The 12,989-nt window shown below is 63.3% G+C and carries 11 protein-coding genes; 6 read left to right on the forward strand and 5 right to left on the reverse strand.

Annotated elements, in window-relative coordinates; all coding sequences use genetic code 11:
• Positions 1-146: 146 nt before the first annotated feature.
• Positions 147-614 (forward strand): YaiI/YqxD family protein, encoded by a 468-nt coding sequence (locus CCR96_RS05035; RefSeq protein WP_201218273.1) that lies wholly within the window; start codon positions 147-149, stop codon positions 612-614.
• A gap of 95 nt (positions 615-709) precedes the next feature.
• Here CCR96_RS05035 and CCR96_RS05040 read toward each other — a convergent pair whose 3' ends face one another.
• Together CCR96_RS05040 and CCR96_RS05045 are read right to left on the reverse strand one after the other, a co-directional pair.
• Entirely contained in the window at positions 710-1,483 is a 774-nt protein-coding gene (locus CCR96_RS05040; RefSeq protein WP_201218278.1) for a lysophospholipid acyltransferase family protein, read from the reverse strand.
• A 136-nt stretch (positions 1,484-1,619) separates the two neighbouring features.
• Positions 1,620-3,971: a primosomal protein N' gene (locus CCR96_RS05045; protein WP_242518528.1), complete on the reverse strand. Its 2,352-nt coding sequence runs from the start codon at positions 3,969-3,971 to the stop codon at positions 1,620-1,622.
• 178 nt (positions 3,972-4,149) lie between these two features.
• Between CCR96_RS05045 and CCR96_RS05050 the strand changes: the two genes are divergently transcribed.
• The 3 genes from CCR96_RS05050 (at position 4,150) to CCR96_RS05060 (ending at position 6,457) form a co-directional block, all read left to right on the forward strand.
• Positions 4,150-4,746 carry an HNH endonuclease gene (locus CCR96_RS05050; protein WP_201218283.1) on the forward strand — a complete coding sequence of 199 codons (597 nt, stop codon included), beginning with the start codon at positions 4,150-4,152 and terminating at the stop codon, positions 4,744-4,746.
• A gap of 28 nt (positions 4,747-4,774) precedes the next feature.
• Positions 4,775-5,653 (forward strand): fructosamine kinase family protein, encoded by an 879-nt coding sequence (locus CCR96_RS05055; RefSeq protein ID WP_201218297.1) that lies wholly within the window; start codon positions 4,775-4,777, stop codon positions 5,651-5,653.
• 291 nt (positions 5,654-5,944) lie between these two features.
• Complete coding sequence (locus tag CCR96_RS05060) at positions 5,945-6,457, forward strand: SixA phosphatase family protein (RefSeq protein WP_201218302.1); 513 nt, start codon at positions 5,945-5,947, stop codon at positions 6,455-6,457.
• A gap of 278 nt (positions 6,458-6,735) precedes the next feature.
• On the opposite strand, the gene CCR96_RS05065 is transcribed toward CCR96_RS05060, so the two are convergent.
• The 3 genes from CCR96_RS05065 to ppsR all read right to left on the reverse strand — a co-directional run bounded on the left by CCR96_RS05065 (position 6,736) and on the right by ppsR (position 10,622).
• Positions 6,736-7,974: a geranylgeranyl diphosphate reductase gene (locus tag CCR96_RS05065; protein WP_201218306.1), complete on the reverse strand. Its 1,239-nt coding sequence runs from the start codon at positions 7,972-7,974 to the stop codon at positions 6,736-6,738.
• 112 nt (positions 7,975-8,086) lie between these two features.
• On the reverse strand, positions 8,087-9,004 hold the full coding sequence (gene chlG / locus CCR96_RS05070; RefSeq protein WP_201218318.1) for a chlorophyll synthase ChlG: 918 nt from the start codon (positions 9,002-9,004) through the stop codon (positions 8,087-8,089).
• Between the two features lie 172 nt (positions 9,005-9,176).
• Positions 9,177-10,622, reverse strand: a complete 1,446-nt coding sequence (ppsR, locus tag CCR96_RS05075) for a transcriptional regulator PpsR (protein WP_201218326.1) — start codon at positions 10,620-10,622, stop codon at positions 9,177-9,179.
• A 482-nt stretch (positions 10,623-11,104) separates the two neighbouring features.
• Here ppsR and bchF point away from each other — a divergent pair, with 482 nt between their 5' ends.
• Both bchF and CCR96_RS05085 read left to right on the forward strand, forming a co-directional pair.
• A complete protein-coding gene (gene bchF / locus CCR96_RS05080; RefSeq protein ID WP_338035814.1) occupies positions 11,105-11,614 on the forward strand; it encodes a 2-vinyl bacteriochlorophyllide hydratase in 510 nt (169 codons plus the stop codon).
• The gene (locus CCR96_RS05085) at positions 11,611-12,984 is read left to right on the forward strand and encodes a ferredoxin:protochlorophyllide reductase (ATP-dependent) subunit N (RefSeq protein ID WP_242518532.1); all 1,374 of its coding nucleotides are present in this window, start codon (positions 11,611-11,613) and stop codon (positions 12,982-12,984) included. The genes bchF and CCR96_RS05085 overlap by 4 nt, the downstream gene beginning before the upstream one ends.
• Positions 12,985-12,989 lie beyond the last annotated feature (5 nt).

Below are 12,989 nucleotides of genomic sequence, written 5' to 3' on the forward strand. Positions count from 1 at the left end.
CCTAAGGGCGGGAAGAGGAAGGCAGGTCGACGGGCGCATTGGCACCAGGCGTGGGGCCTGCAGGTCGAATCAGCCCAACAGTGTAGCGCAGCTTTGCTGCCGAGCTTGGAACAATCGTCATGGGGAGGCCCCGGCGGGGAGAGCACATGCAGATCTGGGTTGATGCCGATGCCACACCAAATCCGGTCAAGGCTATCCTCTATCGCGCTGCCGAGCGCGTGGATCTGCCGCTGACGCTGGTCGCTAACCAGCCGCTGCAGGTGCCGTCGCTCGCGCGGATCAAGGCGGTGCGGGTTGGCGCCGGCTTTGATGTGGCCGATGACTATATCGTTCAGCATGCCGGTGTCGGCGATCTGGTCATCACCGCGGATATTCCGCTGGCGGCCGAGCTCGTTGCTAAAGGCTGTCAGGTCTTGAGTCCGCGCGGCGAGCTGTTTACGACGGAAACGGTTCGTCAGCGTTTGAATATGCGCGACTTTCTCGACACCCTGCGCGCCAGCGGTCTCGACACTGGCGGGCCACCGGCCTTTAGCCAGGCAGATCGTCAAGCCTTCGCCAACGCCCTGGATCGGATTCTAGCGCGGGCGAGGCCTGATAAGCCTGACGCCGGATGAGCCTGATGCCTCGCGATGAGACTGTTCAGGCCGTGGCTGTTCAGGCTGCTTCCTATCGTGTTCAGAGGCGCCATGCTGACCATCGAGCGCGGGTCTCAATCCGCGGCAACGGCGCGCAGCTCGCCGGGATAATGCTGGCGAATCCAGGCCTCGACCTCAGCCGAGATCTGTTTCGGCGACTTACCCTCGGTCGCGATTGGCTGGCCGATGCGCAGTCGGATGGTTCCGGGCAGGCGCAGCAAGGAGCGGCTGGGCCAGCAGTCGCCGCTGTTGTGGGACATCGGTAACACCTCGACTCCCGCGCGCGCCGCGAGCATCGCGCCACCGAGGTTGAATGTGCCGATAGTGCCGGGTGATTGACGGGTTCCCTCCGGATAGATGACGACGCTGATCCCCTCCTGCAGCCGTTCTTGCCCCACCCGCAACAGCGTTTTCAGCGCCTGCGAGCCTTTTGCACGATCGATCGCGATCGGTCGTAACAGGGTGAGCGCCCAGCCGAAGAATGGCACCCAAAGCAGCTCGCGCTTGAGGATGGTGGCCTGTGGCGAGATGAGGAGCTGGAGATAAAAGGTCTCCCACTGGCTCTGGTGGTTACACATCACCACGACAGGCTTCCCCTTGGGGATATTCTCCAGTCCGTCGACCTGGATGTTGACGCCGTTAAGCCGCTGCAACAGCCACATGGTGGCCCTTGACCAGAGGTTGACGAACCAGTAGCGCTGCTCGAAGGTTTGAAAAGGGGCCAGGCTGAGCGAGAGCAGGCTATGGACGATGCCGATGAGGTTGTAAAGGCCGAAGAACAACAGGCTCAGAAGCCGGGTCTTGATGTTGATTGGGGGCAAGGCTTGGGGAGACGAAAGGGTAGGCATCTGGTCCAACTGCGGTCGGTGGCGGATGCCTGATTATCCCCCGGCATCCCGTCCGCTTAAAGGAGCATGCGCCTTGAGCCAAGCCAAGAAGCCAAGCCAAGCCAAGCCGGTCGCTGATCTGATAGCGATGGGAGGCTTACAGGCTCTCTTGCGGGTCGATGTCGATGCTCCAGCGGAGCTTGCGGTTGTTCACTTGGGCGCGCAGGGCGGGCAGCAAACGATCGATCAACGCATGCAGCGGGCCGCGTTGGCCGCACTGCAACAGCAGCTGGGCACGGAAACGACCGGCTCGGCGTTCCATGCTCGCCGGTGCCGGCCCCCAGATCTCGACCGGTCCAGGCTCGAGCGCTAAGGCGAGCGCCCGCGCGTCGCGGAGAAAGTCGAGTCCGAGCTGCTCAGTGCGGCTGTCGGCGCGCAGCAAGGCCTGAAAGCTGAACGGGGGTAGCCCAGCCTCAGCACGCTCGCTGAGCGCTGCGGCAGCGAAGGCCGTATAACCTTGTCGCAGCAGCCGCATCAGCAGGGGATGATCGGGATGCCGCGTCTGCACCAGCACAGTGCCCGGACGCTCAGCACGCCCGGCACGCCCGGCAACCTGGATCAAGAGTTGCGCCATGCGCTCGGTGGCGCGAAAGTCACTGCCATAGAGTCCGTGGTCTAGGTCCAGAATGCCGACCAGGGTCACGCCGGGCAGGTGATGCCCTTTGGCCAGCATCTGGGTGCCGAGCAGGATCGGATAGGCGCCATCGCGTGCTTCTGCTAGCAGGCGCTCCAGCTCACCTTTGCGGCGCGTATTGTCGCGATCGATCCTGGCCAGGGGGATGCCGGGGAAACGTTGCCGCAGGCTGTCCTCGACGCGCTCGGTTCCCTGCCCGAGTGGCCGCAGGTCGGGCGATTCGCAGTACGGACATTGCACCGGCAGCGGGCGCTGATCGCCGCAGTGATGGCAGATCAGCTGGCCGTGACCGCGGTGCAGGGTCATGCGCGCATCGCAATGCTGGCAGACGCTGATCCAGCCGCAGTCATGGCAGGTCAACACCGGTGCGAAGCCACGTCGATTGAGAAACAACAGCACCTGATTGCCGGCCTCGATGACCTCCGTCATGCGCGCCAACAGCGCGTGCGAGAGGCCGGTGACCAGTGGCTGTGAACGCACATCGGCGAGCAAGAAGCGCGGTGCCTGGGCGCCACCGGCTCGGTGGCGCAGGCGCAGATGTTGATAACGCCCGCGCTCGGCGTTGCGCAGGGTCTCCAGCGAGGGGGTGGCCGAGCCGAGCAGGATCGGGCACTGGCTGATCTGGGCGCGACGCACGGCGAGGTCGCGGGCCGAGTAGCGGAAGCCGTCCTGCTGCTTGAGCGAGACGTCATGCTCCTCATCGACGATCAGCAGTCCGAGATCCGGTAGCGGGGTGAAGATGGCGGAGCGGGTTCCAAGCACCAGCCGCGCTTGGCCACGAGCGGCACGTCGCCAAGCGGTTTCACGCTCGCGCTCGCCGAGGCCGGAGTGCAGCACCGCGCGCTCGCTGCGAATACGCTGCGCAAAACGCTCGGCAAGCTGCGGCGTGAGGCCGATCTCGGGAACGAGGACGAGGACCTGTTGGCCTCGCTCCAGGGCAGCTTGGATGAGTCGGATATAGACCTCGGTCTTGCCGCTGCCGGTGACCCCGTCGAGCAGGAAACAGTTGAATCCACTGGCCTGGCTGACGGCCTCGACGGCGGCCTGCTGCTCGCTGTTGAGCGCTGGGCCGAGCAGCGGTTCGCGGGCTGTTGGTGAAGCTGACGTGGCAGCGAGCGAGCTGGTTGCTAGACCGTCTGGTGGTGCGTTTGGCGATGCTGTCGGCGCTGTTGCTAGCGATAAGTCTGGTACTGCTTCTGGCGCTGTGGCTGGTGACCCGATAGGCGGAATACCCCGATGCTGCGCACCTAAGCCATCGAGCGGTGCCGACACCAGGCAACGCTCGATGAGTCCTTTCGTCGCGAGCGCTCTGAGCGCGGCGCGGCAGTCACCGAGCTGATCGCGCAGCGATATGTCTTCGAGACCGGCAGGCTGCGCCTTTAGGGCTGTCAGCGTCGCGGCTTGGCGAGGCGCGCGTGCGAGCTGCTCGAGCGCACAGGTATCGCCGGTTGCGGTGAGACGCCAGCCCTTGGGCTGCGCTGAGCTGCTCGGTACGGGTTTGCGCAAGCGAGTCGGCAGGGCGCTGAAGATCGCCTCCCCAGGCGGGCAGCGGTAGTAGTCAGCGGCCCAACCGATCAGTTCGATATCCTTGGCTGACAGCAATGGCTCTTGGTCGAGACAGCGTTCGATCGGCTTGAGTCGGTCTGGTGCAATCGCTGACTCTCGACGGCAGCCGACGATGATTCCCATTCGCTGGCCGCGACCAAAGGGAACGAGCACACGCTGGCCGATGCTGTAGGCCGTGTCCGAATGCGGGGGCAGGTAGTCGAAGACTACGGGCAGTGGTGCCGCAACGGCAACTTGAACGATCGCCAAGGCAGGCTCCTTTAAGACGTGTCGGCGGCTTTGCTGGTTGCGCTGAGGCTTGCAATCAGGATTCGAGCGCTAACGCTTGGGTGCGTCTGCGGCTTGCCCGATATCGGCATCCGTGTATTATTGCCGCGACGCTCTGGTCGCTGTCGAATCCTTTCGCTCCTGAGCCGGGTTCCAAGCTATGTTGTCACTAAGCCAACAGATCCTGCGCACTGATCTAGCCGGCATGCCGCTGGAGTGGATCGACTACAAGGCCGCCGCTCGACTCTACTTTCTCGGGCAGGTTGCTTATGCCTGCGGCAAGCCGATGATCTTGCTGCGTGGCGGTATCAACGCGCGCACTCGCCTCCAAAGCGAGCTGCAGATTCATTCGATCATCGCGACCCAGGGGGCGCATCATGGCCCGACCAAGTTCGCCGACGATTACGTCCCGCCGCTGTCCAACCGAACATTGTTCCAGCGTGATGATCATCTCTGCATGTACTGTGGCGGTCGCTTCTCTGCGCGCTATCTGTCACGCGACCACGTGCGCCCGGTTAGCAAAGGCGGTCAGGATGACTGGAGCAACGTCGTCACGGCCTGTGTGCGGTGCAATAACTACAAGGCCGGACGCACGCCCGAAGATGCGAAGATGCAGTTATTGGCGGTGCCTTTCGCGCCGACCCATGTCGAGTACATCTATCTGATGGGCCGAAACGTGTTGGCCGATCAAATGGCATTCTTGCGAGCGCACTTCCCTCGCACCAGCCCATTGCTTCGTCGGTTGGCCGATGCCTGATCTGGCGGGCCTTGAAGAGAGCACCCTGATGACGGACTGGCAGGCTATCGTCGATCAGATCAGCGCTGTTTCCGGACGCCGATTGCAGTCGGGAAGGCCACAGGCCATTGGCGGCGGTTGCATCAATCAAGCCGTCGTTCTTGGTGAGGCGGAGCAGCGCGTCTTTATCAAGCTCAATCGCGCCGACCTGCTGCCGATGTTCGAGGCCGAGGCGGCTGGCCTGTCCGAGATGGCGGCAACCAAGAGCATTCGGGTCCCGGCGCCGATCTGCACCGGTGTTGATGGGGGGCAGGCGTTTATCGCCATGGAATACGTTGCCCTCGGTGGCGGGCGTGGAGATGCCATCGCGGCAGGCCGGCAGCTTGCGGCGATGCATCGTGCTACCCGACCCCGTTTCGGCTGGGATCGGGATAACACCATTGGCTCGACACCGCAGCACAACGCCGCCCGCGACGATTGGGCCACCTTCTGGTCCGATCAACGGCTCGGTTTTCAACTCGAGCTTGCGGCTCACAATGGTTATAGCGGCAGGGTTCAGCGGCAGGGCGAGCGTCTGCGCCAAGGGCTTGGCGGGTTGCTTGACCACTCTCCCGCGGTTTCGCTACTGCACGGCGATTTGTGGGGCGGAAATATTGGCTACGCAGCCAACGGTCAGCCGGTGATCTTCGATCCGGCCTGCTACTACGGCGATCGCGAAGCGGATCTGGCCATGACCGAGCTCTTCGGTGGGTTTGGCGGCGAGTTTCGTGCGGCTTACGAGGATGCCTGGCCGCTGAGGCCGGGCTATGCAGTGCGCAAGGATCTCTACAACCTCTACCACATCCTGAACCATCTGAACCTCTTTGGCGGAGGCTATCTCAGCCAGGCCGAGCGCATGATCGACCGACTGCTGGCCGAGCTCGGTTAAGGTGCGTCCCGCATCCCCAGCTATGTTTAAGGAATAAGGGGGATGGCTGGAAGAGGCGATTCCGTTACGGCGAGATTTGAAACGCGTCGCCAGCATCGAAGACGGAGCGATTGTGGCTCAGGCTCAAGCCGTTTGAGCCGCTGTCTGAGCCGTTGTCTGAGTCATTTCTTGGCGGTGCAGGTTTCGTCTCCGTTACCGTTATGTTAAAAGTACGCCTCGGTGGGTGCTCTCGGCTTGCCGATGAATCCCCTCAGTCTCGCCCAACCCGCGCTTCGATAACGATCTTCTTCAATGGCCCGTGAGCTGCTATTGCTGCGACACGCCAAGTCCGATTGGGACAGCGAGGCGGCATCTGATATTGAGCGCCCGCTCGCAAAACGCGGCAAGCGTGATGCGCCCAGAATTGGCGAATGGCTTTACCGGGAAGGCTTAGTGCCGTCCCTGATCCTAAGCTCGCCAGCCGAGCGCGCTCGCGAGACGACCTTGCGCGTCTGCAAGGGGCTCGACTACAAGAAACGTGACATCAAATGGGAGCCGGCCATCTATGAGGCTGATCTCAAAACGCTGCTGCGCGTTCTTGGAGATTATGGTCAGGCTCCGAGTATCTTGCTCATGGTTGGCCACAATCCTGGGCTTGAGGACCTGCTGCGGTATCTGGCCGACGATGATCTAGATGAGATCACGGATGAGAAGCTGCTGCCAACGGCTGCCTTGGCGCGATTAGAAATGCCTGACGACTGGTTCTCGCTTGAGGCCGGATCGGCCCAGCTTTCAACGATTGTGCGGCCTAAGACGCTCAAATAGCGAGTGTCGGCTCTGCCTTGACACCCCAGCAGGCGCGCCTTGGTGGCCACCCACAACAGCCGGCGCCAGCTCCCAAAGCTCATTCCTCTGCCTCCGGCATCTGCAATAAGCCGCGCAGCCGGCGCTCGGTGCCCCGGGCTTCTGATTGCGGAGGCTATTCGTGCCATGCCTTGATGGCAGCCTGAGCGTTCAGATTCAGTAGGGGCCATAGGGTAGCCCCGTTGCTACGGTCAACCCGTCATCGGATGGGAGCAGGAACAGTTCTTCGGTTTCGTGCTTCAGTCGATGCGGCGCTCGGCCTTCTGCCAGGGCGAGACGATCCCTAGCAGATGAGCCATGTCTTTCAGAAAGATTCTGAGGTGGGCGGCTGGCTTTGCGCGCACCAAGCGCTTGTGCATGTAAGCCTCCCAAGTCAGATGCTGGATGTCAGGGTCATCGCAAAGACTGACGAAGCGCTCGCGGCGTTTGTCACTCTTGTACCAGAAGCGTTGCATGATCCCGAGTATCCAGAACACGCGGCCATGGGCCTTCATGAACCGCTTGCGGGCGCTGGCGAGCGCCTTGGTATTGCCGGTGGCCAGGAGTTCCTCGACCGCATCGCCGGCGAGGCGGCCGCCGACCAAGGCGTAGTAAATGCCTTCGCCAGAGGCCGGGGCAACAACCCCGGCGGCATCGCCGGCCAGGACCAGATCGCGGTCGTTGTCCCATTTCTTCAGCGGGTGCAGTGGGATCGGCGCGCCCTCGCGGCGCAGGGTCTCGCACTGGTCGAGCCCGGTCTCTTTGCGCAGTTGATCGACCGCGTCGTGTAGCGAGAAGCCCTTCAACTCGGTGCCGACACCGATGCTGGTGGTATCGCCGTGGGGGAAGATCCAGGCGTAGAAGTCGGGTGAGAGCTTGCCCTGATAGTAGACGTCACAACGCGTGGGGTCGAAGTCGTGCAGGCCTTTACCGGAGGTTGGCGCGGGCGAGCGGACGATCTCGTGGTAGGCAGCCACATGTGGAAGCTCCTTGGCGCCGGGTACGCACTGCTTGGCGACTGATGACATGGCCCCGTCAGCGCCTATCACTGTCCGGGCGCGCACTGTCTCGGTTGCGCTCCGATCGCTGGCCTCCGCCGGACGGAATTCGACGAGCGCGGTGCCGTCGGTGTCGCGCAATATCCGGGTGAAGGTGCCGTTGCGGCGCTCAGCGCCAGCGCTGGCAGCGCGCTCTCGCAGCCATTCATCGAAGGGCTCGCGATCGACCATACCGACATAGCCGCCATTGATCGGCATGTCGACATGGCGGTCGCTCGGCGCCACCATGCGGGCCGAGCTGATCTTGGCCACCAGCTGCTCGTCCGGGATCTCGAACTCTTCGATCGCCTTCGGTGGGATCGCGCCCCCGCAGGGCTTGATGCGGCCGGGACGGTCGAGCAACAGCACCTTGCGGTTGCGTTTGGCCAGATCGGTGGCGGCAGTCGCCCCGGCTGGGCCGCCGCCGACGACGACGACGTCATAGGTCTCGGAATGTGCCATCAGTCTCACCTTTGGACGTTATCTGTTGTTAAGGGCAATGGCCGCGGTATCCGCCTAGCCGTAGCATTGCATTGCCAAGCGTGCCCGTGGGTCACGCGGTCTGTGTTCTTGCCTAGGAGGCCGCGGCGATCACGGCACGCGCTGCGAATGCGCTCACCATCATGCCGCTGACATAGACGGTGACGCCAAGCGCGCTGAGCCAGGTTGCGCGAGCGATGGGGTCTTCCAAGAAGCGAAACATCAACGTGATCTGGACCATCACCAAGGCGGCCACGGCGGCGGCGTGCACCGGCTGCATCCAAGAGAAGAGCAGACCGACGACCACCAACTGTGGCACGATCATGACGATGCAGGCAATCCACGCCGCACCGCGCACACCCAATTGCACCGGGAGCGTGCGCACGCCCATCTGCTGGTCGCCTTCAATCGCCTTGAAGTCGTTCAGGGTCATGATGCCGTGTGCGCCTAGTCCATAGAGGAACGCCAGCGCGAGGATGCGCCAATCCGGCATTGCGCCACCAATCATCACCGCGGCGCCGGTAATCCAAGCCAGACTTTCATAAGAGAATCCGACCGCGGCGTTACCGAACCAGCCATTCTGTTTTAGTCGCAGTGGTGGTGCGCTATAGGCCCAAGCGAGTGCTAAGCCGACGAGCGTGGCGCCGAATACCCAGGGACCGAGCACGAGCGCCAGCAGCAGCGACATCAGGGTCCAGATGATCGACAGCTTGTAGCCCCAGTTGCCCGGGATGCGACCGGACGGGATCGGACGGTTCGGCTCGTTGATGGCATCGACGTCACGGTCGAACCAATCGTTGACGACCTGGCTGGTCGCGCACAGGAGTGGGCCGGCCAGGATGACGCCGGCGAGCAGCAGCAGCCAATTCTCGACGATCGAGGCGCCAGAAGAGACCACGCCGCAGGCGAAGGCCCACATCGGCGGGAACCAGGTAATGGGGTGTAGGACCTCAAGGATGGCCGAGGGCTCGGGGCGGTTCGCCGTGGCAGCGGGGGTAGCCGGCTCTATCATAGGTTCAGAGGGTCGTGTCTGGATCGGTTAGGTTTGGACGGAAATCGCACGAGTTTAGCCTGAAGCCCAGGGTGCGGGCGCTGTGTTGCACAGGAACGCTGATCAGGGTCAAGCCGCGTCTTGCGTCCGCGCTTGTGTCGATGCGAGTGGGAAGGCGCCGAGGTGCGACGCCTTAGGGGTCTCGAGGTGGCTGGTCACCGCCGCTATCGGCGACCGCGTCGCTCAGGCCAAAGCGTCTCAACTTAACATAGAGACTCTGGCGGCTTAGACCGAGCAACTCGGCCGCGGAGGCACGGTTATCGCCGGTGAGCTCGAGCGCGGCCTCGATGCAGAGGCGCTCAATCATGTCGGAGGATTCGCGCACAACCTCTTTTAAAGGAACTCGTCCAACCAGCTCCGTTAGATGCTCGACTGAACGCGGTAGCGCCTGCTCGTTCCCGGTCGCTGCCGAGACGCGGCGGTCGACATTACGGATGATGAAACCGAAGCTGGGCTGATCGCCGTTCTGGATGGCAACCGCCGATATCTCAACCTCGCTACTGGCTCCGAAGTCGCTGCGGATCGTGGTTGCAAACAGCCGGACTGCGCCATGCTGGCGCAGGTTGGCAAGCAAGACATTGAGGTCGACGCCAGGGCGGCCGAGCCAGCGGTCGAGCGATTCGCCGCGGACCTGGTCTTCGCTGTTGGCCTGAGTGAGATCGAGAAAGGCCGTATTTGCGTTCAGGATGCGGCCGTCCTGTGCGGTCACCACGATGCCATCGGGTGCTCGTTCCATGATCTTGGCAAGCCGCGATCGCGGCTCTGATGTCTCCGCTTTGTCCTCTGAGGAGCCTCCTGCGGTCTGTGCGAGCCGGAGCAGCACCAATGCGGTGTTCTCCTGACGAATCAGCGCGGCGGAGACGCTGACCTCGGTACCGCTGCGCAGGCGCGCGCGGATATCACTGGCGCGGCCGGCGGCGCGCACGCCTGCAATCAGCGACTCGACCGCGCGCGTGCCAGCCTCGTCGAAGCCTTCCGGAAAGTGGCGCCCGACCAGGCGCCTCGGCTCGGCGGCGAGCAACTGGCTCGCGGCCGGGTTGGCCTCTACGACCTTACCGGTGGTTGGGTCCATCACCAGAATTGCGTCCGACGACGATCGGAACAGGAGCCGATAACGGGTCTCCAGCTGTCGCAGCCGCCAATAGTCGCGCTCCAACGATTGCTGAGCATCGACAAGACGTTGTTGCAGCGCGGCAAAGCCCTGGAGGTCGCGACCGACCGCGATGAGATGATCGTGACTGCCGAGGCGGGTCGCGCAATAGCGCACGGGAACCTCGCCGCCGCTGCGCGAGATATGGGCGATCTGTTGCCAGATCGGCGCGCCAGTGTCCTTTAAGGCGTCGGTGATCAGGCTCTCGACCCGGCCGCGGCTCTCCGCGGTGACCGTGTCGCTCCAAGAGCGGCCGACCCAGTCGTCGGAGACCTGTGCGCTGAGTTCGTCGTTGCCGAGCGCGACGTCGCGGATCATCCCTTTTTGGTCGAGGATGAGGGCGATATCCGAGGCTGCAGCGATGAGGTTTGCGACACGGTCGGTGTCGACTTTTCCGAGTGCGGCTTGCGGTGCGTCAAAAGGCTTCACAATAGCCCGCTCCAAGCCGCCACTTGCAGCCCTCCGGGCTGCGGCCAGCCCAGAGCCTGTTCAGTGTTCTGTTCGCAACGGACTCTAGCGATAGCGCCTGCGCTAACTCGCTTCACGTCATCACCTCGGCTCCCCCATACTGCAGCGGGGCGGTTTGCACCCGCCGAGCCCGAAGGGCGATGATCAAAACCCATTGATTTTTGTGGGAAATGATCCGCGACTTGCGCGGCACTGCGGGCAACGTTCGACGTGGCGTGCCTTGCGGTGTATCGCCTACCTCGTGGTTTGGCCGGGCAGGATTGATCGAACACTAAGACAGCACAGCGCGCAACGCCGTTGACCCCTTATTAGGTAGTCGTGAGGCGCCGATCTGTCAAGTATTCTTTACGTTAAGCTGAGTTGACATGTTTGGGGATGCAGACTAGATTCCTTATACGGCGGCAATTCTCAAACACTGCACGAGGAGGCTAATGCGTCAGCCCGTGAAAAGGCATGACCAGCATCAACTGCTGTATACGCCAGAAGAGCGTAAACGGCGCGACGAGACCCATTGGACGCTGGTTCAAGGCATCTTAGCGCCTTTGCAGTTCCTGGTGTTCTTGGTCAGCTTGGTGTTGGTGATCCGTTATCTGGCGACGGGCGCGGGTGAGATGGCCGCGACCGTCTCGGTCGTGATCAAAACTTTGATCCTTTACTTGATCATGGTCACTGGGTCGATCTGGGAGAAGGTCGTCTTCGGCAAATACTTGTTTGCCCGTGCGTTCTTCTGGGAAGACGTCTTTAGCATGCTGGTGCTGGCGTTGCACACGGCTTATCTGGTTGCGGTGTTCGGCGGTTTCATGGATGTGCGTGGGCAACTGTTGCTCGCACTGGCGGCCTATGCCGCCTATGTGATCAATGCGACTCAATTCATTCTCAAGCTGCGCGCCGCGCGTCTATCGGCGCAACAGCTCGATGCCGAGCAGGCCGCGGCAACCGGAGTTGCCGAATGACCGACATGCGTAGCAGGTCGCAGGCTAAGGCGTCGCCCGCCTGTGCCGCCAATGGACTCGGCGCCGGCATTGGCGATCAGGGCGCCGGTCAGCTCAGCGCGGGCCAGCTCGGTGCGGGCGATCTGGCGGGCAATCTTCAGGTCCAGCATGAGCAGGGCCAGCGCCAAGTCTTCTGCGGTCTGGCCGGGATCGTCTGGCTGCATCGTAAGATCCAAGACGCCTTCTTCTTAGTGGTTGGCTCGCGCACCTGTGCGCACCTGCTGCAATCGGCCGCGGGGGTGATGATCTTCGCCGAGCCGCGCTTCGCCACCGCCGTGCTCGGCGACCGCGATCTCGCCGGCCTGGCGGATTGTAACGAAGAGCTGGATCGCGTCGTGACCGAACTGCTCGCGCGGCGTCCCGATATCGGCACCCTGTTCCTGGTCGCCTCCTGCCCATCAGAGGTGATCAAGCTCGACCTCGAGAATGCCGCCGAGCGGCTGGCGCGCGCGCAGCAGGGGCGGGTGCGGGTGCTGGCCTACAGCGGTAGCGGTTTGGATACCACCTTCACGCAGGGCGAGGATACCTGCCTGAGCGCGCTGGTTCCGGTCCTGCCCGAGGCCGCCGCTGGCAGCGATGCGCTCTTGGTGCTCGGCACCTTGCCGGATGTGGTCGAGGATCAGTTCCGCCGCCTGTTCGAGGCATTGGGCATCCCATCGCTGCACTTCCTGCCGCCGCGACGCGGGAGCGAGCTGCCGCCGGTGGGGCCGGGGACGCGCCTGCTAGCCGCGCAGCCCTTCGTCGGCGATACCGCGGCGGCCTTGATCGATCGCGGTGCGACCCTGATCGCGGCGCCTTATCCCTTTGGGATCGAGGGCACGCGCGCGTGGATTGGCGTCGCCGCCGAGGCCTTCGGGATCAGTGCCGAGCGGGTCGAAGCGGTCACCGCGCCCGCGGCCAAGCGCGCCGCGGTCGGCCTCGAGCGCTATCGCGCCCAGCTCGCCGGCAAACGCATCAGCTTCTTGCCGGACTCGCAGCTCGAGATCCCGCTCGCACGCTTCCTGCAGCGCGAGTGCGGCATGGAGCTGGTCGAGGTCGGCGTGCCCTATCTCGATCGGCGCATGATGGGCGCCGAACTCGACTGGCTGCCCGCGGCGCTGCGGCTGACCGAGGGCCAGGATCTGGAGCGCCAGCTCGATCGGCTACGCGCGGATCGTCCGGACCTCACCGTCTGCGGGCTGGGGCTGGCCAATCCACTCGAGGCCGAGGGGCTGACCACCAAGTGGTCCATCGAGCTGGTGTTCTCGCCGGTGCACGGCTTCGATCAGGCCGCCGATCTGGCCGAGCTGTTCGTGCGTCCACTCAACCGTCGTGAGCGCCTCGCGTTCTGATCCGC

It is taken from the genome of Halochromatium roseum (assembly GCF_016653315.1).
In the GTDB taxonomy this organism is placed as follows: Bacteria; Pseudomonadota; Gammaproteobacteria; order Chromatiales; family Chromatiaceae; genus Lamprobacter; species Lamprobacter roseus.